The organism is Ruegeria sp. CDSA020 (assembly GCF_059612345.1).
The window spans coordinates 249173-274559 of sequence record NZ_JBXWQK010000003.1 but is presented as its reverse complement, the minus strand read 5'-3'; the positions used below and the strand labels follow the sequence as shown (position 1 = coordinate 274559).

General features: G+C 56.7%; 21 protein-coding genes. 9 read left to right on the top strand and 12 right to left on the bottom strand.

Annotated features, from left to right (window positions below; translation table 11 throughout):
- The first annotated feature begins 196 nt into the window (after nt 1-196).
- Together AC2FJW_RS06795 and AC2FJW_RS06790 are read left to right on the top strand one after the other, a co-directional pair.
- A complete protein-coding gene (locus tag AC2FJW_RS06795) occupies nt 197-1630 on the top strand; it encodes a cache domain-containing protein (RefSeq protein ID WP_142633292.1) in 1434 nt (477 codons plus the stop codon).
- Complete coding sequence (locus tag AC2FJW_RS06790; protein ID WP_142633290.1) at nt 1627-2274, top strand: response regulator transcription factor; 648 nt, start codon at nt 1627-1629, stop codon at nt 2272-2274. Before AC2FJW_RS06795 ends, AC2FJW_RS06790 begins: the two co-directional genes overlap by 4 nt.
- Nucleotides 2275-2350: 76 nt before the next feature.
- Here the strand turns inward: AC2FJW_RS06790 and AC2FJW_RS06785 are convergent, their stop codons facing one another.
- Complete coding sequence (locus AC2FJW_RS06785) at nt 2351-3196, bottom strand: HalD/BesD family halogenase (protein ID WP_496688365.1); 846 nt, start codon at nt 3194-3196, stop codon at nt 2351-2353.
- A 422-nt stretch (nt 3197-3618) separates the two neighbouring features.
- Here AC2FJW_RS06785 and AC2FJW_RS06780 point away from each other — a divergent pair, with 422 nt between their 5' ends.
- The 4 genes from AC2FJW_RS06780 to AC2FJW_RS06765 all read left to right on the top strand — a co-directional run bounded on the left by AC2FJW_RS06780 (nt 3619) and on the right by AC2FJW_RS06765 (nt 7367).
- Nucleotides 3619-5370 carry an acetolactate synthase 3 large subunit gene (locus AC2FJW_RS06780; protein ID WP_496749575.1) on the top strand — a complete coding sequence of 584 codons (1752 nt, stop codon included), beginning with the start codon at nt 3619-3621 and terminating at the stop codon, nt 5368-5370.
- An 8-nt stretch (nt 5371-5378) separates the two neighbouring features.
- Entirely contained in the window at nt 5379-5771 is a 393-nt protein-coding gene (locus tag AC2FJW_RS06775) for a hypothetical protein (RefSeq protein ID WP_496691088.1), read from the top strand.
- A gap of 6 nt (nt 5772-5777) precedes the next feature.
- Nucleotides 5778-6338 (top strand): acetolactate synthase small subunit, encoded by a 561-nt coding sequence (ilvN, locus tag AC2FJW_RS06770; protein WP_142633282.1) that lies wholly within the window; start codon nt 5778-5780, stop codon nt 6336-6338.
- A gap of 186 nt (nt 6339-6524) precedes the next feature.
- On the top strand, nt 6525-7367 hold the full coding sequence (locus tag AC2FJW_RS06765) for a helix-turn-helix domain-containing protein (protein ID WP_496749574.1): 843 nt from the start codon (nt 6525-6527) through the stop codon (nt 7365-7367).
- A 16-nt stretch (nt 7368-7383) separates the two neighbouring features.
- On the opposite strand, the gene AC2FJW_RS06760 is transcribed toward AC2FJW_RS06765, so the two are convergent.
- The 4 genes from AC2FJW_RS06760 to prfB all read right to left on the bottom strand — a co-directional run bounded on the left by AC2FJW_RS06760 (nt 7384) and on the right by prfB (nt 11516).
- On the bottom strand, nt 7384-8163 hold the full coding sequence (locus tag AC2FJW_RS06760) for a DUF2189 domain-containing protein (RefSeq protein WP_496695758.1): 780 nt from the start codon (nt 8161-8163) through the stop codon (nt 7384-7386).
- A gap of 29 nt (nt 8164-8192) precedes the next feature.
- The gene (locus AC2FJW_RS06755; RefSeq protein ID WP_496749573.1) at nt 8193-9587 is read right to left on the bottom strand and encodes an amidase; all 1395 of its coding nucleotides are present in this window, start codon (nt 9585-9587) and stop codon (nt 8193-8195) included.
- Between the two features lie 94 nt (nt 9588-9681).
- The gene (locus tag AC2FJW_RS06750; RefSeq protein ID WP_496749572.1) at nt 9682-10374 is read right to left on the bottom strand and encodes a M50 family metallopeptidase; all 693 of its coding nucleotides are present in this window, start codon (nt 10372-10374) and stop codon (nt 9682-9684) included.
- A 14-nt stretch (nt 10375-10388) separates the two neighbouring features.
- Nucleotides 10389-11516 (bottom strand): peptide chain release factor 2, encoded by a 1128-nt coding sequence (gene prfB, locus AC2FJW_RS06745; RefSeq protein ID WP_142633271.1) that lies wholly within the window; start codon nt 11514-11516, stop codon nt 10389-10391.
- A gap of 77 nt (nt 11517-11593) precedes the next feature.
- Here prfB and AC2FJW_RS06740 point away from each other — a divergent pair, with 77 nt between their 5' ends.
- Nucleotides 11594-12427: an aminoglycoside phosphotransferase family protein gene (locus AC2FJW_RS06740; protein ID WP_496749571.1), complete on the top strand. Its 834-nt coding sequence runs from the start codon at nt 11594-11596 to the stop codon at nt 12425-12427.
- Here the strand turns inward: AC2FJW_RS06740 and AC2FJW_RS06735 are convergent.
- The 3 genes from AC2FJW_RS06735 to AC2FJW_RS06725 form a co-directional block, all read right to left on the bottom strand.
- The gene (locus tag AC2FJW_RS06735; RefSeq protein ID WP_496701263.1) at nt 12421-14910 is read right to left on the bottom strand and encodes a penicillin-binding protein 1A; all 2490 of its coding nucleotides are present in this window, start codon (nt 14908-14910) and stop codon (nt 12421-12423) included. The two genes, AC2FJW_RS06740 and AC2FJW_RS06735, sit on opposite strands and share 7 nt — an antisense overlap.
- Before the next feature lie 95 nt (nt 14911-15005).
- Nucleotides 15006-16226, bottom strand: coding sequence for an N-acetylmuramoyl-L-alanine amidase (locus AC2FJW_RS06730; protein WP_496749570.1), 1221 nt, complete (start codon nt 16224-16226; stop codon nt 15006-15008).
- A 66-nt stretch (nt 16227-16292) separates the two neighbouring features.
- Nucleotides 16293-17456, bottom strand: a complete 1164-nt coding sequence (locus AC2FJW_RS06725; RefSeq protein WP_496749569.1) for a pyridoxal phosphate-dependent aminotransferase — start codon at nt 17454-17456, stop codon at nt 16293-16295.
- Here AC2FJW_RS06725 and AC2FJW_RS06720 point away from each other — a divergent pair.
- Both AC2FJW_RS06720 and AC2FJW_RS06715 read left to right on the top strand, forming a co-directional pair.
- Entirely contained in the window at nt 17455-18837 is a 1383-nt protein-coding gene (locus tag AC2FJW_RS06720; RefSeq protein ID WP_496749568.1) for a M48 family metalloprotease, read from the top strand. The genes AC2FJW_RS06725 and AC2FJW_RS06720 overlap by 2 nt on opposite strands.
- Nucleotides 18834-19592 carry a DsbA family protein gene (locus tag AC2FJW_RS06715; protein ID WP_142633258.1) on the top strand — a complete coding sequence of 253 codons (759 nt, stop codon included), beginning with the start codon at nt 18834-18836 and terminating at the stop codon, nt 19590-19592. Before AC2FJW_RS06720 ends, AC2FJW_RS06715 begins: the two co-directional genes overlap by 4 nt.
- Before the next feature lie 39 nt (nt 19593-19631).
- Here the strand turns inward: AC2FJW_RS06715 and AC2FJW_RS06710 are convergent, their stop codons facing one another.
- The 4 genes from AC2FJW_RS06710 to hemA form a co-directional block, all read right to left on the bottom strand.
- Nucleotides 19632-21053, bottom strand: a complete 1422-nt coding sequence (locus AC2FJW_RS06710) for a pectate lyase family protein (RefSeq protein ID WP_496749567.1) — start codon at nt 21051-21053, stop codon at nt 19632-19634.
- A 305-nt stretch (nt 21054-21358) separates the two neighbouring features.
- Complete coding sequence (gene ispG / locus AC2FJW_RS06705) at nt 21359-22480, bottom strand: flavodoxin-dependent (E)-4-hydroxy-3-methylbut-2-enyl-diphosphate synthase (protein ID WP_496749565.1); 1122 nt, start codon at nt 22478-22480, stop codon at nt 21359-21361.
- Nucleotides 22481-22550: 70 nt separating this feature from the next.
- A complete protein-coding gene (locus AC2FJW_RS06700) occupies nt 22551-23762 on the bottom strand; it encodes a helix-turn-helix domain-containing protein (RefSeq protein ID WP_142633252.1) in 1212 nt (403 codons plus the stop codon).
- Between the two features lie 128 nt (nt 23763-23890).
- On the bottom strand, nt 23891-25114 hold the full coding sequence (hemA, locus tag AC2FJW_RS06695) for a 5-aminolevulinate synthase (RefSeq protein WP_496749564.1): 1224 nt from the start codon (nt 25112-25114) through the stop codon (nt 23891-23893).
- Between the last annotated feature and the right edge of the window lie 273 nt (nt 25115-25387).

Below are 25387 nucleotides of genomic sequence, written 5' to 3'. Positions count from 1 at the left end.
CGTATTCAACAGCGGCAAGACTAGTCACAAGGAAGTGAAAGGGAATACCTACTACTGCGTAGAAACGCGGCTTTCTGCGCGAATTGCACAGGCAATAACGGTCCAATCATAGCAATACAGGGATTTTTGGTGCCGTTTTCCCGCCAGAGGCCCAATCTTTTTGCAATTCTGCTGTGGCTTGCGTATCGATTCGTCCATGCAAAGACTTCGACAACTGGTCTCGTTGACCTATGCTCAAAAGCTGTCGCTGGTGGCGGCGATCCCGCTGGTCGTGGCGGTGGCCGCGATTGCGGTGATGGTTGCCTATGAGGCGCGCGCCACTGCCGAGCGCGAAATTGAAGCACTGGAACGCTCTTTGATTCAGGCCAAGAAGGAAGAGCTGCGCAACTATGTGACTCAGGCGCGCAATGGGTTTGCCTATATCTACGGGCGCGCGGCTCCGGATGACACCGCCGCCAAAACTCAGGTCGCGCAAATCCTGTCGGCCATGATCTATGGGCAGGACGGGTTCTTTTTCGTCTATGACTATGACGGCACCAATCTGGTCAGCCCCCGTCAGACTGAGTTCATCAACCGAAATTGGGAGGGTCTGACCGACAGCGACGGCACACCGGTGGTGAATGAGTTCATCCGCCTCGCCAGGCAGGGTGCGGGTTGGCACAGCTTTATGTGGCAAAAGCCCTCGACCGGGGAAGAGGCGCAGATGATCGCCTATGTCGTCGGCCTTCAGGATTGGCGCTGGGTCGTGGGCACCGGGGTATTCATCGATGACATCGTTGCTGCAGTTGCCAGCGCACGGGCCGAGGTTGAAGCGCGCGTGCAGCGTACCTTCATGTATATCGGTGCCATTGTTCTGGCCGCTGTTCTGATTGTCTTTGCCTCAGGCATGTTGCTCAACATCCGCGAAAGACGTCTGGCCGATGCCAAACTTAAACAGCTGACCCAGCGGGTATTCGACGCGCAAGAGGAAGAGCGCGGCCGTGTGGCACGCGAGCTTCATGACGGGATCAGTCAGATCCTTGTGGGCGTGCGCTTTGCGTTGGACAACGCCCGCCGTCGCCTGTCGCGCGGCGATGATGTGGGCGCGCATGATCCACTGGACAAGGGGATCGAGCATCTGGGAACCGCCATCAGCGAGGTCCGCCGCATCAGTCGCGACTTGCGCCCCGGCGTGCTGGACGATTTGGGCCTCGGCCCCGCGCTTGAGGCTCTGACAGATGATTTCCGCGAGAGAACCGGGATCGAGACCGATTTCTCGACCGTTGTTTTCCGCAACCGGCTGGATCAGGATAGCAAGATCGCCCTCTACCGCATCGCCCAAGAGGCCCTGACCAATATCGAACGCCATTCCGGAGCCACCCATGTCACCATCGATCTGCGCGGGCACAAGAAAGGCGCAACCATGCGAATAACCGACAATGGCCGCGGTTTGCGCAACTCTCCGGGTCGGGGCAGTACCGGGATTGGGTTGCGCAATATGCAGGAACGGATCGAGCAACTTGACGGATCGCTGCGTATTCTGTCATCACGCGGCCACCGCAGCGGCACAGTGATCGAGGTCAGCCTGCCACTCAGCCACCTGTTGCCGCCACAGGAAGACGCAACTCCGAACCGAAAGGCCGGTACATGAGCGACCAGACGATCCGGGTCCTGATTGTCGACGATCATCCAATGGTGGCCGAGGGGATCCAGTCGATCCTCGAAAGCTATGACGACATCACCGTGGTCGGGACACTCAGCAGCGGAAAGAAAGCGGTTGATCAGGTTGCCGATCTGAAGCCTGACGTCATCCTGATGGACCTCAACATGCCCGGGCTAAGTGGCCTGAGCGCAACCGAGATCATCCTTGAACGCATACCGGACACCTGCATTCTGATCCTGTCCATGCATGACAGCCCCGAATATATTTCGACTGCTCTCAGCCACGGTGCAAAAGGGTACGTGCTCAAGGACGTCCCAACGGATGAAATCAAAAAGGCCATCGACGCCGTCATGCGGGGTGAACAATATTTGTGCACGGGCGCAAGCGGTTCCCTCAAACCCAAAGGCGACACAACGCGCGAGGCTTTGACCGGGCGCGAGCAGACGATCTTGCTGGAGCTGGCACAAGGGAAATCGAACAAGGAAGTCGCCCAAACGCTTGATATCTCGGTGCGAACGGTCGAAACCCATCGCAAGAACATCAAACGAAAATTGGGCATATCCTCAACTGCCGGCCTGACCCGCTATGCGCTGGAGCATGGCGTTCTACAGGGCACCAGCCCAGGGTTCTGACCGTAGCGCGGCACGCGCTGCTCGGCCTAGCCGCCGCAGGCAGGCGGGCAACGGGCGATAGCACTCTTAGTTACCGTCAATCCAGAAGGGCGTCGCGCCGGACACCTTCCTTGTCATGGTGATGCTGAAGAACACGCCCATATAACTGACGGGTCCGTTCCACCCCACCGCACATGCCTTCGGTTTCGACAAAAGAAAAGATCCCGACATATCGTCTGCGCTCTCCTTTCACGGGAGCGACCCGGTGCAAGGAATAGCGCCCTTTGAAAATCTGCAAATCCCCTGGGTTCAACACCAACTGGTGCACCGGTGTCCGATCACCGTCCAGAACCGCAGAAACGGCCGCGAAATTCTCATCATCGGCGCTTCGTAGGTTGGGGGCATATTCGAATTCACCGCCGAATTCTCCATTCTGAATGGCCAGCGTCACGGTGTAGTTGTTGGTGTCAAAATGCCAGGGAAACCCCTGCCCTTCTTCGACCACGTTGATGATGACATCAGCCAAAGGATCATCGTAGCGAAAGAACCGGTCTTCGGACTCGTTCAATGCCGTTCGAATGAAAGGTAAAAAACCAGCGAACTCATATATACGTCGCAGCGGTCCGGATTTGGAAAAACTGTCCGCCGGCACAAAGGCATTCGACCGATCATAGAATCGACGCACCGGATGGCTTGGCGCCAATGCCGGGTCGTCTTTGGTGAAATACGCATTCGTTCGGCTAAATGACCTATGTGCTCCAACGGCAGTCTTATCAGCTTCTTTCAGCAAACGCGCCACGCCATCCTCGTGTACGAAACCTGGAAGAACAGCACAGCCGTCCCGATCCAGCTCGCGCCTCAGATCACCTATCAGCTGCTCATATGCCCATGAACCGGGGCGGTCTATCGGGTATCGCCCGAGATCAACCAGATCCTGCAACATGTTCGGCCTCCCTCGCCACTGCAATTAAGTCCAGCGTGACTCAGCCTAAAATCACGATCATGCCCGTTTCGGACATCGGCATGACGCATTTCGACACTTCCGTGCCACTCGTAAAGCATTGCAAAGGGGTGAAAATCCCGAAAGTTCCGAACATGCGTCAAAATGCGCAATAAAATGTCGCAAAATACCACCCAGAAGTTAGAAAATTGGTGCAATTGCCTGTTGACGCCCCTTTCCACCGCCCATAATGTCCAACCCACGCAAAAAGGAGCCTCTGGCGATGAGAACGCTAGTCGTAATCGTAGGAACCACGCGCATGGGCCGGTAACGGTAAACCATAATCGAACCCATGCGCCTCCGAAAATCTCGGGGGCTTTTTTTATGCGAAACGCAAGACACATGTCGCGAACGGAGCAAAGCAGATGACACGTGAGATGACCGGCGCAAAGATGGTAGTTCAGGCCCTCAAGGATCAGGGCGTGGACACGGTATTCGGATACCCCGGTGGCGCCGTGCTACCGATCTATGACGAGATCTTTCTGCAAAACGACATTCGCCACATTCTGGTGCGTCACGAACAAGGAGCGGTTCACGCCGCCGAAGGCTATGCCCGCTCGACCGGCAAGCCCGGCGTTGCGCTTGTGACCTCGGGCCCCGGCGCTACCAATGCGGTGACCGGGCTGACAGATGCGCTTCTGGACTCGATCCCGATTGTTGTTCTGACCGGACAGGTTCCGACCTTCATGATCGGCTCGGACGCGTTCCAAGAGGCCGATACCGTTGGCATTACCCGCCCCTGCACCAAGCATAACTGGCTGGTCAAGGATACGGACTCGCTGTCCGACACGATGCACGAGGCATTCCATGTCGCCACCTCGGGTCGCCCCGGCCCGGTGCTTGTCGACATTCCCAAGGACGTTCAGTTCGCCTCGGGCGAATATAGCGCGCCGAAGCCTTCGACCTCGCATTATCAGCCGGTTCTGAAAGGCGATCTGGAAGAGATCACCGAGCTGGTTGCTGCGATTGAGACCGCGAAAAAGCCAGTGTTTTACACTGGCGGTGGAGTCATCAATTCGGGCCCGGCAGCCAGCCAGTTGCTGCGGGAACTGGTAGACGCAACAGATTTCCCGATCACTTCGACCTTGATGGGCCTGGGCGCCTATCCGGCGTCTGGCAGGAATTGGCTGGGCATGCTGGGCATGCACGGGTTGTATGAGGCCAATCTGGCGATGCATGATTGTGATCTGATGATCAATATTGGCGCTCGTTTTGATGACCGCATCACTGGACGGATCGACGCGTTCTCGCCCGATTCCAAAAAAGCGCATATCGACATCGACCCGTCTTCGATCAACAAGGTGATCCGCGTTGATATCCCGATTGTTGGCGATGTGGCCCACGTGCTTGAGGACATCCTCAAGGTCTGGAAATCGCGCGGTCGCAAGACCAACACCGCAGCTATTGCGAAATGGCAGGAACAGATCGGCGAATGGCGCAAGGTGAACTGCCTTGCCTATACCAACAGCGAAAAGACCATCAAACCGCAATACGCGCTGCAACGCCTTGAAGAACTGACCAAAAAACATGACCGTTACATCACGACCGAGGTTGGCCAACACCAGATGTGGGCCGCACAATACCTTGGCTTCGAAGATCCCAACCGCTGGATGACCTCAGGTGGTCTGGGCACGATGGGTTACGGATTCCCGGCCTCTATCGGTGTTCAGATGGCACATCCCGACGCGCTGGTGATCAACGTGGCCGGTGAGGCCTCGTGGCTGATGAACATGCAGGAAATGGGCACCGCTACGCAGTATCGTCTGCCGGTAAAGCAGTTCATCCTGAACAACGAACGCTTGGGCATGGTGCGCCAGTGGCAGGAACTGCTGCATGGCGAACGGTATTCGCATTCCTGGTCCGAAGCGCTGCCTGATTTCGTCAAGCTCGCCGAGGCGTTTGGCGCCAAGGGTATCTTGTGTTCTGACCCCGCCGATCTGGACGATGCGATCATGGAGATGATCAACTATGACGGCCCCGTGATCTTCGACTGTCTGGTCGAAAAGCACGAGAACTGCTTCCCCATGATCCCGTCGGGCAAGGCCCATAACGAGATGCTGCTGGGCGAGGCCGAGACGCAGGGCGTGATCGATAGCAAAGGTTCGGTTCTGGTATGACAGCGCAGATGATCAGTTTTGACGCAACGCGCTTCCAGCCTACCCCGGACGAGTTGAACGAAGAAGCTGATGATTTCATCAATCCGGATGTGTTTGGCAAGGAACTCAGCATCTTTCTGAGTAAAGAGCTTGCCGCATCCGGGTTTGAGGTTTCCTTCGCCTGTGCCGAGGACTGGGGATGGTATCACGAAATTGATCACGACGAGCCGTTTGCCCTGGTTTTCGGCTGCTCAAACTATGGTGATGGCCATTTGGTTCAGTTCTCACCAAAGACCGAGCATGTGAGAAAGATGTTCAAGAAATACCACGCAGCCCCCAAGGTGGATGCATTGCGTGGCGCAATTTGGAAAATTCTGGAGAATGCCGAAGGTGTATCGAACCTTCGCTACGAAGAGGACTAGCTCAGCATGTCTGCCCTACATATCAAAAAAGGCTCCACCCGCCATTCGGCCTATAACCTACGACCCACGTTTTCCGACGTACAGGAACGCCATACCATCGCAGTTCTGGTCGAGAATGAACCGGGGGTTCTAGCCCGCGTCATCGGCCTGTTCTCGGGCCGTGGTTATAACATCGAAAGCCTGACCGTCGCCGAGGTGGACCATACCGGCCACCTCAGCCGCATCACCATCGTCACCACCGGCACCCCGCAGGTGATCGAACAGATCAAGGCACAGCTGGGCCGGATCGTATCGGTGCGCGACGTGCATGATCTGACGGTCGAAGGCGCGTCGGTTGAGCGGGAATTGGCCATCATCAAGGTGGTCGGCGACGGCGACAAGCGGGTCGAGGCGCTGCGTCTGGCCGATATTTTTCGCGCCAATGTCGTGGACAGCACGTTGAATTCGTTCATTTTTGAGATCACTGGCGCACCTGACAAGATCGACGCCTTTGCCGATCTGATGCGCCCGCTGGGTCTGATCGAAATCGCCCGAACCGGCGTTGCAGCCCTGTTGCGCGGCGATTGACCAAAACTGCCCCGCCGGCGCATCCAGTTGGCGGCGGGGTATCGGCAATACCCAATTTGCAAGATCACAATACGCCAAACGTGAACATCAACGTCACATTTGCCTAAAAAGTTTAAGCTAAATCAGAATTAACCTATTGCGTCTGTGCATCATCGCGTTAGCCTTCAAGGGTAGCGCGGCGTTGGGATGCGTCCGCTGGGTCATCTGTACGATTTCAGACAGCGCCTGGTTTGTTGGCCAGTTGTGTCGCGGTTATTCGGAATACACACAAGTACCGGGACGAAAATGACGAACGACAGCCGCAGCCCCGACGACCTACGCAGGATGTTCGGCGCCAATCTGCGAACTCTTGCTGGACAATATAATTCAGTTTCCGAACTGTGCCGCCAGCTTGGAGTGAACCGAACTCAGTTCAATCGCTATCTTGGCGGCGAAAGCTTTCCCCGACCCGATGTCCTTGACCGAATATGCCGCTTTTTTGATGTTGATGCTCGGATTTTGCTCCATCCCTTGGATCAGATTGACCAACCGTCCAAGCACCCGGCTGCGGTCGCCCTGACCGAGTTTCTGGGGTCCACCCCAGCCACCCTGACTGAAATACTGTTTCCCGGCGGATTCTATTATGCGACCGAGACAGAGCTTGATGGAGCAAAACCCCTGAGACACAGGCTTTTTCACGCCCGGAGGTTACCGCAATGTACTTTGGTTAGAGGGTTTGAACCAATTTCCGAGACACCCGGAGCATCAGTCGCAGAGCGCGAAGTCCAGGGTATCGTGGCCTGTGCCGGGCGGCAGATTTATATGCTCATGTCCTGTCGTGCGTCTCAGAAAAGCAGGATCTATCTGGTGACACGTGGAATTGAAAATCAAACAAACTGTTGGCGCGGTGTCGCAATTTGCCTGTCAAAAACTACAGCTACCGCAACGACGACACGGCGGATATTGCTCAGACATCTAGGGGACGACACCTCGACAGTCCTGGCCGCCGCGCGCATTGCACGCCGACCAGAAGCCATGGCCCGCGCTTGACGACGATCCTGCCGTGTTAACCCGCACTTTCCCCGCCCTGAGAGATCAGCCAGTAAAGGTGCCAACTGGCGTGCCCCAATAGCGGCAGTACGATCAACAAGCCGAAAAACCAGGGAATCATTGCGGCAAACGTCAGAACCGCAATCAGCGCGCCCCACCCCAGCATCAATCTGCGGTTTGCGGCCACATAGCTATAGCTGGCAATCATTGCGGTCACAAAATCCAGCTCTCGGTCCAAAAGCATCGGAATTGAAAGCACCGTGATCATGTAGAGGATGGTCACAAAAATCGCGCCAACAGCTGTTCCAACCGCCAACATCGTCAACCCGTTTGATGTAAGGAACACCTCAAGGGACGAAGACACATTGGTCATGGTCGATAGCCCCATAAAAAGGGCAAAGATCATGTGGCCAAGAAAGAACCAGAACAGAAACATCACAACGATGATGGCGCAGATCGAAGGTAACTGACGGCGGCTTTGACCCAGGATTACGCCAAATATGGCCCGAGAATCCAAACCTTCACCCTCTTGAATGCGCCGCGATACCTCATACAGCCCCACCATGGCAAAGGGGCCCAGCATCGGGAAACCGATTGCGGCCAAAATCAGCCAATAGGTCGTTCCGGTCGTGAGAGTGACCCAAACCATCAGCCAGCCCATCAATACATAGAACCCGGAAAAGAGCAGCCCAAAGAGCGGAGCGCGGCGAAAATCGCTCCAGCCTCGCCTTAGGGCCTCGTGCAGCATTTCGACATCTACCCGCCCCATGTTCGGAACACCAAACTGTTTGTCCATGGCTTTTATCCTTCGTATCCGGTCGATTTTCACGCGGGTCGTTTTTGCGGCCAACTGGTGGCAGAATGATATGCGGATCCGATGGACAAAATACGAGAATCCGCTCCGCGCGGACCGAAGATCTGCATCCCCATCGGCAAGCCTTCGGATCCAAATCCAACAGGAACCGAGAGGCAAGGCAGTCCGATCAGGCTGACCGGCACCACGACCTGCATCCAACGGTGATAGGTATCCATCCGGGTGCCGTTGATTTCGGTGGGAAATGCAAGCTGCAAGTCGAATGGCCAGACCTGGGCCGACGGCAGGATAAGCGCATCATAGTCCTGGAAAACTTCGGTCGCACGTCGGAACCACTCGGTTCGCACAACACTGGCACGATGGACCTGCATCGCTGTCAGCGCCAGACCACGGTCCAGTTCCCATTGCGCAGTATCCTTCAGTGACGCGCGGTGTTCTGTCAGAGACGCAAGACCGGCGGCCACGCTCCACGAACGCAATGTAATCCAGCTATTCCACATCTGGTCTGCGTCAAAGGGCGGTGTGAGGGGTTCGACCTTGGCCCCGAGTTGAGTGAACACCTCGAGCGCGTCACAGCATACCTCGCGGATACCAGGTTCGAATGGAAAGGCTCCGCCCCAGTCATCCAACCACCCGATACGCATTCCGGTCAGATCAGCGGGTTGGACCGGAGACACGCTTTCCCCCGGATGACCCAAAGGTTGAGACGGATGAGTGCCGCTGATCACATCAAGCAATAGACCAATATCTTCGGGGCTCCGCGCCATCGGGCCCAATGTAGAAAGCTGGTGCAAGTACCCGTCACCGTCGGGTTCGTTTGGCACCCGCCCCCAACTGGGCCTGAAGCCATAGACGTTGTTCCATGCCGCAGGGTTGCGCAGGCTGCCCATCATGTCAGACCCATCGGCCAGCGCCACCATGCCAGACGCCAGCGCGACTGCTGCTCCACCGGATGAACCGCCGCAGGTACGCTCGGGGTCATATGGATTGCATGTCACGCCATATACTGGGTTGAACGTATGTGAGCCCAACCCGAACTCCGGGGTATTGGTTTTACCGATCAGGATTGCCCCGGCCTCTTTCATCCGCTGGGCTAACAGATCGTCTGTTTCCGGAATGAACCCATTCAGGATTGGTGATCCTTGGGACGAAACGACGCCCGCAACATTCACCAAGTCTTTGACAGCAATCGGCAGACCATGCAGCGGACCACGGTTTGGTCCGGCATCAACAGCACGGGCCTCGGCCATCAAATCATCAGGATCACGCATCGCCACGATTGCATTCAGGCGCTCGTTCACTGCGCCGATCCGCCCTAGCGTCAGTTGCATCAGCTCAGCCGCCGATAAACGCCCAGAGGACAATGCACTCAACAATTCGGCTGCTGTTATTTGGCCTAGATCCATCCCTGGGCTCCACCTTTTTGGTCAGCCTAGCCGGAGCGTATCCTCATTTAAACCCTCAGTTTGAATGCATCTTTTTACCAAAGACCACCCGAGGTCACTTGGATCGAGACCCAAAATGCAAATTGCTGTCGTGCCCAAGAAAGTGTTTTACGCACAAAAGGATGGAAAGGACGCTTAACACAAGCCAGATCCCGCCCCACATCATGGTCGTGCCGCCGAATTCTTGGGCCAGCATGTAGGCATCCGAGCGGACACCCGAGCGCCGGATCGTGTCATCAAAGATATCATAAGGCACATAGATCACGCTGGTCAGCCCGATCACGCGTAAAGCCAGATCACAGATCGGCCGACTTAGATAGAACGCCATGCCGATCATTACCGCCCCAACACCTCCACAAAACGCCATGGCAAAGGGATCGCGAACATAAAGCGCTGTTACCAACAGCATCACGCCGCCAAAACCACCCAGCACCGCCCGGTCCCAATGCGTGCGCAATGCAATCAGCAACAACCCCATCCCTAGCGCCAGCGACCCGAGATAACCGGCAGACAGGCTGAGGAACCTGTTCCCGCCGCGCGCTGTGACAAGACCACCCTGCTGCGGTGAGACCGAGAAGTTCTCGACCGAACCACCGGTTAGGACGACGGTTATCGCGTGCGACAGCTCGTGCAGGAAAACGATGAGTATCTTCAGAGGCACCACAATCGGCGTAGACCAGAACACAAACACCAAAGCGACAAGCGCAATCAGTTGCCAATGTCCTTTGATCAGCTTCATCATGGGCATCGAACGCGCTGCTATCAGCCTTCGCCCTGCGCTTCGGAGCGGCTTTTTCCGGCCACGTTCAAGGCCAGTGTGGCGGCCATGAACCCGTCAAGATCCCCATCCAAAACCCCCTTGGTATCCGAGGTTTCATGGTTGGTCCTCAGGTCCTTCACCATCTGGTAAGGCTGCAGAACATACGACCGGATCTGGTTGCCCCAGCCCGCATCGCCCTTTGCCTCGTGGGCTGCATTGATGTCAGCATTGCGGCGGTCCAGCTCTTGCTGGTACAGGCGGGATTTCAGCGCTTTCATCGCAATATCACGGTTCTGGTGCTGGGATTTCACGGATGATGTAACAACGATCCCGGTCGGGATATGCGTGATCCGCACGGCCGAGTCCGTGGTGTTCACGTGCTGGCCTCCTGCCCCCGAGGACCGGTAGGTGTCGATGCGAATCTCGGACGGGTTGACCTCGATCTCGATATTGTCGTCCACCACCGGGTAAACCCAGACCGAACTGAACGATGTATGCCGTTTGGCCGCCGAGTCATAAGGTGAAATTCGCACCAGCCGATGCACGCCGCTTTCCGATTTCAGCCAGCCATAGGCGTTGTGGCCAGAAATTTTGTACGCCGCGGATTTAATACCCGCCTCTTCGCCCGAGGTCTCGGATTGCAACTCGACCGTATAGCCCTTTTTCTCGGCCCAGCGGACATACATCCGCGCCAGCATCGAAGCCCAGTCGCAGCTTTCGGTGCCGCCTGCGCCCGAATTGATCTCGAGGAAGGTGTCGTTGCCGTCGGCCTCTCCGTCCAGCAGCGCCTCAAGCTCTTTCTTGGCGGCCTTGGCCTTCAGCTTTCTGATTGCCTCTTCGGCGTCGGTGACGACTTCTTCGTCCTCTTCCATCTCGCCCAGTTCGATCAATTCCATATTGTCGCTGAGGTCGGTTTTGATGGATTCATAGATTTCAATAGCATCGACCAGCATCTGCCGCTCGCGCATCAGTTTCTGCGCATTCTCGGGGTTGTCCCACAGGTTTGGATCCTCAACCCGGGCATTGAATTCCTCAAGGCGATGGGGTGCGGTTTCATAGTCCATGCGCTGCGCCAGCAGCTCTAGCGACTTTTCAATTTCCGCCACGGTATTCTGGGTTTCGGCGCGCATGGTTACGTCCCAACTTGCTCAATCAGGCCTGCGTGATAGCAAGAGCGTGGGGCCACCACAAGACAGCGGAGACCTGAATGCATATTGTTCCGGCTGATATCATGGATTGCTGGGGATTATGCCGTGCCACACTGATCGCCGAAGCCCAGCATGCGTTAGTCTGGAGAGTTCACGCGCGGGATTATGGGCCGGCTGCGCTAAAGCTATACCACCGCGCAGATCGCGGGAACGAAGCTGCTTCGACCAGGCGTTTGTCGCTCTGGCGGGATCGTGGCGCGGTTGCCATTTATGCCGAAGCGGGCAAAGCCGTATTGATGGAGTGGTTGGAGGGTCCGACACTGGGTGACATCGCGCGTGACGGAAACACTGAAAGCGCGCTGCAGGTTTTCTCGGAGATGGCCCACCGCCTTCACCAAAAGCCCACGGTTGCGTTCGACGAGCTGCGACCTTTGCACGAGGTATTCACTCCCCTGTTTGACTGCACGTTTGCCCGCGATTGCCCCGATGCGCTACAACGCGATGTGATCCGCGCAACGGAACTGGCATCAAACCTTCTGACGAGCCAACCGCAGGTGGTGCCGCTGCATGGTGACCTTCACACCGATAACGTAATTCAAACGCCTTCAGGGGCACGCGTAATTGATGCAAAGGGGTATCTGGCCGATCCTGCTTTTGAACTTGCAAACGCATTGCGGCACCCCAAAGGCATGCCCGATCTGGTTCGCAGCCGCGACCAGATCGAACGTTGCCTCCAGCTTTACTCCGGAGCGTTAGGTGTGTCGCGGAAACGTCTTGCCCAATGGGCCGCTGCAAAAGGTGCGCTATCCATCATGTGGCGCGGCCACGGGACAGTTTCAACAGCGCCCGAGGCAACGCTCTTGAACCGTTTGTTGCGCGCGGCGGATCAGTAAAGCCCGCCGCCCTGCAAATCGCCCTGGCTGGCATTTGGGCCAACGGTGATGGTGTCGCCGGTCGACGTGGTCACCTGACGACCCGAACTGTTGACCTCTTCAAACAGCGGCAGGTCGGAACCCATCGCAAAACCACCGTCATAGATGCGGTCGATAAAGCCGTCGGCGCCATCGCGGAAATACTCGGCCACGACAAAATCTCCGGACGCATCAGATGGCAAACGTGCACCGCTGAATCGGTCAATTTTGATAAAGTGACCACCCGGTGGCACCTCGAACGGACCTCCGCCGTATTTCTCGACAGCTGTCTCCATGAAGCTTTGGAACACGGGACCGCACAAAGTGCCGCCATAAGCGCCCCGGCCCATCGGGCGCGGACGGTCGTAGCCGATATAGCAGCCAGCAACGATGTTCGAAGTAAAGCCGATAAACCAGGCGTCTTTGGATTCATTGGTTGTCCCGGTCTTACCTGCGGTCGGCACCGGCAGATTGACAACACGGGATGCCGTCCCACGATCCACGACACCTTTCATCATCGACGTCAGCTGATAAGCGGTGATCGCATCCATGACCTGACTGCGGTTTGTCTCGATCGTGGGGGATTCATCAGGTTCCAGCCAGGCCGAATTACAATCCAGGCACTGGCGGTCATCGTGGCGATAGATTGTCTTGCCGAACCGATCCTGAATACGGTCAACCAGAGTGGGTTCAACCCGCTCGCCGCCATTTGCGAACATCGCATAGGCCGCAACCATCTTGTACAGCGTCGTCTCTTCGGACCCCAGCGAGTTGGCCAGGAAAGCACCCATCCGGTCATAAACGCCAAAGCGTTCCGCGTATCCGGCAACCACCGGCATCGTGACTTCTTGCGCCAGACGGATGGTCATCAGGTTCCGCGACTGTTCAATCCCGGTACGCAATGGCGTCGGCCCGTAGAATTTGTTGGTCGAATTCTTGGGTCGCCACAGGCCCTGCGGTGTGTTCACTTCGATCGGAGCGTCGACCACAATGGTCGCAGGGCTATACCCGCTGTCCAACGCAGCGGCATAGACGAAAGGCTTAAAGCTTGACCCGGGTTGACGCTGCGCCTGCGTGGCACGGTTGAACACAGAATCCTGATACGAGAATCCGCCCTGCATCGCCAAAACCCGGCCCGAGTTCACATCCATCGCAACAAAGCCGCCCTGAACCTCGGGGACCTGACGGGCCGACCATTGGCCTTCTTCCCCGGCCATTACCAGAATGACGTCACCACGTTTGAAGTTGTCGAAGAAGCTGCCCTGCATCCACTTGATGTCCGAACGCGGGATGATGCCGTCAGCCGGACCATTTTCAATGCCGACGGTCAGGGCCTGCTCACCGACATCCAGTACTACGGCGGGATACCACTGCGTTGGCAGAACCACATCACGGGGGATTTCCAAAATCGCCAAGGCCTCACGCCACTGCACCTCATCCGCCAGTATTTCTTCGGCGATCACTTCGTCGGTCCCGTGCCATTTTCCACGAGACCGGTCGTATTTCTGCAGCGCCTCGCGCAGGGCGTGCGCGGCTTTGACTTGCATTTCCTCATCCACAGAGGCGCGGACAGTAAAACCACCTGTGAAGAACTCGCCCTCGCCGAAATCTTCGCTCAGCTGGCGGCGGATTTCGTCGGTGAAGTAATCCCGCGGCGGCAAGGCGGTGCGGAAACTTTCGAAATCACCATTCTGAACAGACCGCAAAGGCATCTCGACCTCGGCCTCATAGGTCGCCGTGTCGATATAACCGTTTTGGTTCATCTCGCGCAGCACGTAATTGCGCCGGTTCACAAGGCGTTCTTTCTGCCGAACCGGGTGATAATCCGACGGCGCCTTGGGCATAGCCGCCAAAGTGGCGGCCTCATGCGGAGCCAATTCCTGAAGGGTCTTGTTGAAATAGGTTTGCGCTGCTGCGGTTACACCATACGAGTTCTGGCCCAGAAAAATCTCGTTCATGTACAGTTCTAGGATCTGTTCCTTATCCAGCGTATTCTCAAGCCGTGTGGCCAGGATGATCTCTTTGATCTTGCGCTCGGCCCGACGGTCCCCCGACAACAGGAAGTTCTTCATTACCTGCTGTGTGATCGTCGATGCACCCCGTACATTCTCGCCTTTGGATTTCACTGCCTCGACACCAGCGGCAATAATCCCGCGCGGATCATAGCCCTTATGGTTATAGAAATTCTTGTCTTCGGCCGAAATAAAGGCCTGCTTAACCAGTTCAGGGATTTCTTCTGACGGGGTGAACAGACGGCGTTCCTGCGCAAATTCGTCGATCAGCTGACCCTCGCCAGAATAAATCCGGCTGATCGTGGGCGGTTTGTACTGCGCCAGGGATTCGTGACTGGGCAGGTCGCGCCCATACATCCAGAACACCGCGCCGATAACCAGCGCAGCCATAAAAATACCCAGGGTCACGAGGCTGAATATCGCCCCGAAAATCGAAAGAATGAAACGGATCACGTTACTGCCTTTTGCTCGCGGTGCCGCCTATATAGTGTCGCACCTGTGCAGGGTCAAAACACCATGGCCAATAATAGCCGGTTTGCGCCACGGGGTCACTGTCCAATCAGGGATCGTTTTACCATATCGTCCTGGCGCCATTTCTCTAGCCCATCCCGAATACCGCGCGCCATTCCCATGCGCCATTCCTGATTTCGTATATTTTTCAAATCTCTAGGGCTGGAAAGGAAGCCAAGCTCAATCAGAACGGAAGGAATATCCGCTGCCTTCAGAACCGAAAAAGAGGCAGTGCGAATTGGCTTGTTGTTCATCGGACCGCCCTGTTGCGTCATTCCATTCGCCAGCATTTGTGCCAACGCATCTGTACGCGGCCTGGTTTCCTGACGCGCAAGGTCCAGCAGAACATCTGCAACCTGATCATCCGCACCGCTCAGATCGACTCCCGAAATCAAATCACTGCGGTCGTGCCGCTCGGCCAGTTTGTGGCTTGCCACATCCGAGGCATCTCGCGACAGCGTGTAAACGGCTGCGCCATGAGCCCGCCCTTCTGTCAGAATGTCGGCATGTAAAGAGATGAACACATCTGCACCTGCGCGGTGTGCCAATGCAATACGACGTTCAAGAGAAACGAACTGATCATCGGTCCGCGTCATCTCAATCTCGTATCCGCCAGTGCGCAATAGCATCTCGCGCAGCTCTCGGGCAAAGGTCAGCATCAGGGTTTTCTCATCATCACCGTCAACTTCGGCGCCGGGATCAATTCCTCCATGCCCGGGGTCCAGCATGACACGCAAAGTTCCGTTGCCCTGCCCCACCGGAGCGACCGATGTCTTTGCTGGTTCGGGCAAATCCCATCCGGATTGACGCGGCGTTCCGGCGCTGGCTGCGAAACTGTCGAAATCTGTCCCTTGCAGCCCAAGCGTCAAATGCGCGGCCCCAGTCGCAGAGTCCACTCGCATATCCGCTGTCTCAACCGCCAGAGGCGCGCCCAACTCTAGCACCATGCGGGACCAGCCCGGTACATAAGAGCCGAACTGCACACCGCTGATACGGCCAGTCTGTAGAAAGCGGTCACGCTCAAGACCGGTCCAGTCTACCTCCTGGAAATCCAGGATCATCCGATACGGGTCGCGCAGGGTAAAAACGCGATAAGGCACCCCCTGGCTAAGCCCAAGTTGGATGCTTACACCGGACCGCCCGTCATCAACAATCGAACTTTGGTCCGGCAAAACACGGGCGAGTGCGCTGAAATCCTGCGCAACTGCGGCATTGCCTAGCGCCCAGATCAGCGCGATGGCGTAGATAATTCTGCTCATGGCCTCAAGTTTTCCCGAGATCGTTTGAAGCGCAGCCTACCCGACCCGCACTTGGATGTGAACGCTTTAGGCTTGGGCAGAAATCAAGCCTCGATCAGCCATGAAACGCTGAAGCCGCCGAAGCCCCTCTTCGATATCCCCGGTCGAGCGTGCATAGGAAAAACGGATGGTGCCGTGCCCACGCAGAGGATCGAAATCCAGCCCCGGAGTGACCGCCACGCCGACCTTATCCAAAATCTCAGCCGCAAAGGCACGGCTGTCGTCGGTCAGGTCAGACACATCGGCGTAAACATAGAATGCCCCATCAGGTGGCGCGATATTGGTGAAACCGGCTTTGGGCAGACCGTCCAACATCAGCGCGCGGTTCCGCCGATAGACATCCAAATTTGCCTGCAATTCTTCATCACAATCCATCGCAGCCAGCGCCGCCACCTGGCTGGCGTGAGGCGCGCAGATAAACATGTTCTGCGCAATTCGCTCGACGACGCGCACCTGATCCTCAGGCACAACCATCCAGCCAACGCGCCAACCTGTCATAGAGAAATACTTGGAGAATGAGTTGATCACATAGCACTCATCTGTCAGCTCCAGCGCGGTGACGGCTTTGGCTTCGTATTCCAGACCATGATAAATCTCGTCACTGATGAAAGACGCGCCCTGGCTGTGTGCGGCGTCGATCAGCGCACCCATCGCGGCATGGTTCAGCATGGTTCCTGTCGGGTTGGCGGGCGAGGCCACCATCAGCCCTTGCAAATTTAGCCCGTCGAAATCGGCTGGCACCGGCTGCAGGCGGTGTTCCGGAGCGGTGGGCAGATCAACCGCGACCAGCCCCAGGGCCCGCAATATCTGCCGATATGACGGATAGCCGGGGGCCCCAATTCCCACGCGATCCCCGCTGTCGAACAGCGCGGTGAACGCCAGCAGAAATCCGCCTGACGAACCGGGGGTTATCACCACCCGTTCGGGATTGAGATCGACATTATACCACTCGCCATACATCTGCGCGATCCGGCGGCGCAGTGCTGGCAGACCCAATGCAACGGTATATCCCAGCGGGCCTTGCTCCATCGCCTTAGCCAATGCCTCGGTCGCCCCTTTGGGTGCGCCGGTTCCAGGCTGGCCGACCTCCATATGGATGATGTGGCGGCCAGCCTCTTCGGCTTTGCGGGCAGCCTCCATCACGTCCATCACGATGAACGGGTCGACCCCGGACCGGGTTGAGTTTCGCATGGCCATCTCCCATGTTGCAATCATGGCTTTTGAACGTGTATCCAGGCTGGCGTCAATCCCGGCCCTGTTGCTGTTTGCAGTGACCTGGCTCGTAGGCGCTGTTCAGGCCCAAAGCCTGATCCGTGATCCAGATATTGAACACGGTCTGCGAGAGCTGGCCTTTCCCGTTCTGCGCGCCGCCGGGCTAAATACCAACCGGGTCCAGATACTGGTGGTCAATGACAGCACGTTCAATGCCTTCGTTTTGGATTACAATGCGATCTATCTGAACTATGGGCTAATCCTTTCAGTCGAAAGCCCCGAGATGTTGCAGGCGGTTATCGCACATGAGGCGGCCCATATCGCCAACGGGCATTTATCGCGCCGTTACGAAAACCTGAATGCAGCACGGCAAAAAGCCGGGCTTGGGACGGCTTTGGCTCTGATTGCTGCAGCTGCTGGCGGCGGCGAGGCCGCATTCGGAATTGCAGCCGGTACTAATTCGGCAGCCCTGCGCAGCTTTCTTGGCCACACCCGCGCTGAAGAGTCCTCGGCGGATCGCAGCGCAGCAAGCTATCTACGTTGGGCCGGTATCTCGCCCAGTGGCATGGTGTCTCTGCACCGTAAATTCGCGGGGCAAGAGCTGTTAAACACGGTCAACCAGGATCCATACATGCGATCACACCCCACCAGCCGCGAGAGGTTGCGCGCCGCCGAGGCGTTTCTGGAAGAGTTCGGCGATAAAGCCAAACCCAGCCAGAATGCCGATTACTGGTTCGCAAGGACGAAAGGTAAGCTTTCGGCCTTCATCCGCTCGCCCACATGGACGATGCGGCGCGCCAAAGAAGAAACCGCCCAGGACATACGACTGATGCGCGAGGCAGCAGCCCACCATCAAAACCGTGATCTGACCAAAGCGCGCGCTGCGATTGATGGTGCATTGGCAATCCGGCCCAATGACCCCTATTACTATGACCTCAAAGGCCAGATCATGCTTGAAAACCGTCAAGTGGCTGATGCGGTAGCAGCATATGGCAAAGCCGTTGAATTGGCGCCGAATAACCCACTTATCCTGGCCGGATACGGGCGGTCCCTGTTGGTTCAAGGTAAGACAGTGGAAGCCTTGGCCATTCTTGAAAAAGCGCGGGCCAGAGATTTTCGTAACGCAAGATTGATGCAAGACCTGGGTGCAGCTTATGCCAAAACAGGCAATACTGGCATGGCATCGGCGGTTACAGCCGAAAGATATACCCTGCAGGGCCGCTTGGATGACGCCGGTATTCACGCGAAACGCGCGGTTGCGCAGTTGCCGGTCGGATCACCGGGTTGGCAACGGGCCCAAGATGTGTTGATTGCGTTTGAACAAGCAAACAAGAGTAATTCGAAAAGGAAACGGAAATGATCCTCAGACACGCTGCACCAGCCCTTCTGGGGCTTTCCCTGATCGCAGGATCGGCGCAGGCCCTGGACCTGAGCCAACTGACCGACGCCGAAAAACAACAATTCGGAGAGCAGGTACGCGAATACCTTCTGGAAAACCCCGAAGTCATCATCGAAGCGATCAATATTCTGGAACAACGCAACGCCGTTGAAGAAGCGCAGGCGGATAAAGAGCTTGTCGCCAGCAATGCTGATGAGCTTTTCAACGACGGGTACAGCTGGGTGGGCGGCAATCCGGACGGGGATATCACGTTGGTTGAGTTCATGGACTATCGCTGCGGATATTGCCGCCGTGCGGTTCCCGAAGTGGCCAGCCTGCTGGCCGAGGATGGCAATATTCGGCTTGTGATCAAAGAGTTTCCGATCCTCGGAGACGCGTCGATGATCTCATCCCGCTTTGCCGTTGCCGCCAAACATGTTGCCGGGGACGATGCCTATAAGCAGGTTCACGATGCCCTGCTCGAATTCACCGGGGAACCATCGCCGGTTACTTTGCGCCGTATCTCGGACGGGCTGGGTTTGGACAGTGACGCGATTCTGGCGGCAATGGACAGCGAACAGGTCACCGAGGAAATCCAAAAGACCCGTGAATTGGCGCAGCGGATGCAGATTTCGGGCACGCCTTCGTTTGTGCTGGGCAGCGAAATGCTGCGCGGGTACCTGAAAGCGGATCAGATGCAGCAAATTGCGAACGCCGTTCGCGCCGAGCAAGGCTGATTTGGCAGGCCGGTTCCGCAACAGGAGCCGGCCATTCCGTCAGGGCATCGGGTCGCCAGCAAGGTGGCTTAGATATTCCTCTAGATTAGACCAGCCATCGCCGTCCCGGTCCGCCCAGACATCAGAGGGATCATTCGGGTCCAGGCCAGTCCGCCCTGTTTCCCAAGTATCAGACATTCCGTCCCGGTCAGTATCAACTGCCGCGTGAACAATGGGCAAATCCGGCCAACCGCCCACCTCGCCCGGATCGTTTATCCGATGTCCATCACAGCCGCGGACGTTTTCGATCACCATCGCATCCAGACTGTCCAAAGCTTGGTCATCCCCGTGCCGGGCCCCCACGGTTCCAAGAACGGTTTCGTATGTCGTGCTCACCTCGGCAGGTTCAACCGACAGCGGCTGGTGAGGTTCAGCCACAAGGAATTCGACCGCCGCATCATCCGCAATCTTGCCCTTCACTGATCTGTCGCATAGCAGCTCAATACGGCTGTCCAGATGCAGGTTATCTTGTTCGAAAACCGAGATGCTGAACCCTTTGTCCGCGCCATAAGGGAACACCTCGAATGCGGCGGGGGGCGGCCTGTTCCGTGTACTGGGGCCCGGCAGGACCACGTTTCCCACATAGGCGATCCATGTGTCGCCGTAATGGTTCCAGAACTCACCGAATTGCGAGGTCGCGTCGTAGAACACGTTGTTAATAATGTCGACTTGCCCAGATGGTGACGACTGGATGTCTGGATTTCTGTCGCGGTTATGGGCAAACAGGTTTTGATACAGGGTGACCCGCCCACATTGCCTTGCCGTTCCATCATCGGAACACAGCAGAGCTCCTTTTGAATGCTTTCCCTTTGTATGGGTGGACTTATCCAGAGCCAGGGCTGAGATGCTGCGGGCAATCGTGATATCTTCGCTTGGCAGGTTTTCCGTTCCAACGCCCAGATTCTCATCCGTGGCAAATTGGATCGAGACACGGTCAACGTAGATATTCGAACTGCTCTCTATGGAAAGCCCGTCCACGTTCGACGAGGGCTTGTAACTGGGTCCGGGTCGAAATTTGAGGTTCCGCAGCAAAACGTCCTGCGCCTCAAAAATCATCAGGGGTGAATCCAGAACCTTGCCAAGTTTGATCTGCACCCCTTGTCCTGGCGCGGTCTGTCCGGCGATATAGGTGTTCGAAGCCACTTTCATCTGAGTGTCTACGGTGATCGTCCCCGAAATATCGAAAACGCAAACCCGTCCGGAGCCGTCATTTTCGACGCACTCACGCAGGCTGCCCGGGCCGATATCGTCCAGGGTTGTGATATGAAACACTTCGCCGCCACGCCAACCCGTAGCGTTCTGCCCATATCCCACCGCACCGGGAAATGCGGGCTGATCGGCCACTACGCTATCTGCCACCATGAAACCCGAACACCCGGCGATAACTACACCCAGGCCGAAGGCTTTCAAGTTAGGGCGCATTGCATAAGCCCCCTGTAAGAGTTCGGACCGCAAAGACCGAGGGCCGAAGAGGCAGGAGACAATCTAATCTTCAAACGATCACTTGCTGGCATACGACTAAGAAACCCTTGAAACAAAAACAACAAATCTAAGCGGGAATGAAAATCTCATTCCTAACAATAATGTGGACCAACAGCGTCGCGTTTACAATGAGGTGTCTGGGATTGGGGTCCACCAGATACACGCGGCCAATAACATGCAGGCCCTATGAATTGACCCTGCATGCCTGCCGAACTGGTCATTCAATGGCCAATCAAGCTGGAAAATTACTCAGCGGCTTCCTGCGCGGCGTCCAATTCAGCGGCCTTCTTCTCGACCTCTTCAACAATGTGGTCGACCATCTGATCGTTGGACATCTTGTGGCTGGCCTTGCCCGCCAGATACACCATACCCGATCCGGCACCGCCGCCGGTAAAGCCGACATCGGTCATCAGCGCTTCGCCCGGGCCGTTCACGACACAGCCGATGATCGATAGGCTCATTGGTGTTTTGATATGTTCAAGACGCTGTTCCAACGCCTCGACCGTTTTGATCACATCGAACCCCTGCCGCGCACAAGAGGGGCATGAGATGATATTAACCCCGCGATGGCGCAGGCCCAGAGATTTCAGGATCTCGAACCCTACCTTGACCTCTTCGACAGGATCCGCGGACAGGCTGACGCGGATCGTGTCGCCAATGCCCATCCACAATAGATTGCCCAGACCAATCGCCGATTTGATGGTGCCCGAAACCAGTCCTCCGGCCTCGGTTATACCCAGATGGATGGGGGCGTCCGTGGCCTCGGCGATGCCCTGATAGGCAGCTGCCGACAGGAAGACATCGCTGGCTTTCACGCTGATCTTGAATTCGTGGAAATCGTTGTCCTGAAGAATACGGATATGCTCTAGCCCGCTTTCAACCATCGCTTCGGGGCAAGGCTCACCGTACTTCTCAAGCAGGTGCTTTTCCAGGCTTCCCGCATTCACCCCGATCCGGATCGAGCAATTATGGTCACGCGCGGCCTGAACGACCTCTTTCACCCGACTTTCATTGCCAATGTTGCCAGGGTTGATCCGCAAGCATGCTGCGCCTGCCTCGGCGGCCTCGATCCCACGGCGATAGTGAAAGTGGATATCCGCCACGATAGGTACCGGACTTTCGCGCACGATCTCTTTCAGCGCCTTGGACGAGGCCTCATCCGGGACCGAAACGCGCACGATATCCGCACCCGCCTCTGCGGCGGCCTGCACCTGAGCCACAGTCGCCGCCACATCCGTCGTCAGCGTGTTGGTCATCGTCTGCACTGCAATCGGAGCGTCACCTCCGACGGGGACGTTTCCAACCATGATCTGACGAGATTTGCGGCGGTAGATATTGCGCCATGGGCGCACGTGATTAAGGGACATGTGGACGGGTCCAAGACTGTCTGAGTTGGTCTTTAAATAGTCAGCCTAACTGGCCACTGCAATGGCCAGATCATTCTGTCGGTGCGGCAGAGCTTTGCGCCTGAAGTTCCGCCACAAGTTGCTTGAGGGCGACGTTTTGCTCGGCCTCAAGATCAGCTACTGTATAGCGTTCGGAAACCGCATCCTTGGACAGAACGACACCTTTAGCGACAGTTCCTGGTGCTCCGACCGGGCCGAAATGGTCACCATTCATCGAGAAATAGACAGATCCAGCGGCACCTGCACGTAGGTTAGGCGGTTCTTCTGTCAGCGGTACCTCGAATGTACTGCCCTGTTCGACGGTTCCAAGCGTACCCTCGAAGATGATACTTCCATCCGCAGCGGTGACCCGCATCCACGCCGGATCAACGGCGACGATTTTCAGGGTCGTATCAATCTGTTCAACCACCTGCGGCAATGCCGGGCGAAGAACCGTATGGACTTCAGCAACCTCAACCTTGGGCGGCTCAGGCGGCTGGAAGGTGCCAACGGTACGCGGGTCCAGTGTAGAAATCGGTGCATCACGGGCAACGAGCACCGGCAAATCCAGGGCCTGTGGGCGATACAGCCTATCCAGAGCCTCAGCCGAGGGGGTGTCGATCAGCGCGACTTGATCTTCGGTGGTGCCACGCGCCGCCTCAAGCGGGTCCAAATCAGACAAGACAACCGGAGCCTGTTCAACCGGGCTTACCTGCACTTGCTGAATCCGGTTCAGGACGGACCATCCGCCATATCCAATACCGCCGATCACAGCCAACAGAACCAGAGACGACCCGATAGCACGCGGCTCTATCTGGCTGACCAACGATTCCCGTCCGGGAATATAGGGAGTGTTTGGCGAGATAAACGGATCGCGCCCCATCGGACCGCGAGCCGGCAAGCTGCCCGAGGTCTTTCGAACCACCGACGCCTCGGCCGACATGCCATGCGCGACCTCAAACCCGCTTTCCTTACAAAACGCAAAGAAAGTTTCGTCGGGGTTCATCCCCAGATAGCGGGCGTAAGAGCGCACATACCCAGCGATAAATCCGGGCGTATCGAAGGCGTCCGGGTCGGCATCTTCTATGGCTGCAATGTAGTTGGCTTTGATCCGCAGTTCGCGCTGCACATCCAGTAGGGATTTGCCCATTGTTGCGCGTTCACCACGCATCATGTCGCCCAGCCGCACCTCATAGTCGTCAAAGCCCTTGGGCCTGACGTCAGTGTCGCCTTCGGATCCGCGCTGTGATCTGCGCCCAATCATCCCTGCTGCCCCATTCTGCCTGTGCGTGTTTCACGCCGTGGTCGAATCATTAAAAGAATGATTCGCGCCGTAGTTTTGTTAGCGTAATTTTAGCACGCGGCATACGAATTGCACACTTTAGCGTTAGGTTAACCGGCAAGTTCGGCGCGATTTAGCGCACAATGTGACCAAAGTTCGTCCATCGCCTGGATCAAACGGTTCATTTCGTCAGGTCCATGAACCGGGGACGGTGTGAAACGCAGGCGTTCTGTTCCACGCGGAACAGTGGGGAAATTGATGGGCTGGACGTAGATTCCATAGTCATCCAGCAGCATATCGCTGAGTTTCTTCGTGTGCACGGGGTTGCCGACAATCACGGGCACAATGTGGCTGCCGTGATCAATCAGTGGCAGGCCCATCCCCTTGAGCCGAAGCTTGAGGATCTTTGCTTGCGTCTGATGCTGCTCTCGCAATTCGGACGCAGTTTTGAGGTAGGCAACCGAAGCTGCGGCACCCGCAGCAACGGCAGGTGGCAGGGACGTCGTAAAGATGAAGCCCGGAGCATAAGACCGCACAGCGTCGCACATTTTAGTGCTGGCCGCGATATAGCCCCCCATGACGCCATAGGCTTTGGCCAATGTGCCGTTGATGATGTCGATCCGATGGGCCAGACGATCACGCTCGGTCACGCCACCGCCGCGCGGTCCGTACATGCCAACGGCGTGGACCTCATCAATATAGGTCAGCGCACCAAATTCATCGGCCAGATCACATATCTCTTCAATCGGGCCAAAATCGCCGTCCATCGAATACACCGACTCAAAGGCGATCAGTTTGGGCGTTGCGGGATCATCCGCTTCAAGCAGTTCGCGCAGATGGGCGACGTCATTGTGGCGGAAGATGCGCTTGGACCCGCCGTTGCGGCGCACCCCTTCGATCATCGAAGCATGGTTCAATGCATCAGAATAAATGATCAGACCGGGAAACAGTTTCGGCAAAGTGCTGAGTGTCGAGTCATTTGCGATATAGGCGCTGGTGAACAGCAACGCAGCTTCTTTGCCGTGTAGATCGGCCAGCTCGGCCTCAAGCCGTTTGTGGTAAACCGTGGTGCCCGAAATGTTGCGGGTTCCACCTGATCCGGCGCCTGCGGCATCCACGGCCTCGTGCATTGCCTCCAGCACCACAGGGTGTTGCCCCATGCCAAGATAGTCGTTGCCGCACCAGACAGTGATATCTTGCTGCGATCCATCGAGGCGCGTGCGCACCGCATGCGGGAAATGACCATTGCGACGTTCGATATCAATGAAGGTCCGGTACCGTCCTTCGTCATGCAGCCTTGCGATCGCTGAATCGAGCTGAGCAGTATAATCCACCGGTTTCTCCTTAGTTGCCCGACCGATATTACGGCGACCGAACGTCTTCTTCTGCGCAGGATACGAATCTGCACCAGAGCATTTCCCTCTGCCTGCTTGATACCGCAAGCACAGTGAAAGCTCATTTGATTTGCATCAAATATCCGCTCTGACCCTGACCGACAAGTAAAGTTACGCCCCCTGGACGCGAGGAAACGACGCAGGCACAGCACATTATCTCATCCGGGTTTCCGATATTATACCAGATTCCTGTCCTTGCGGGCTAGACGGCAA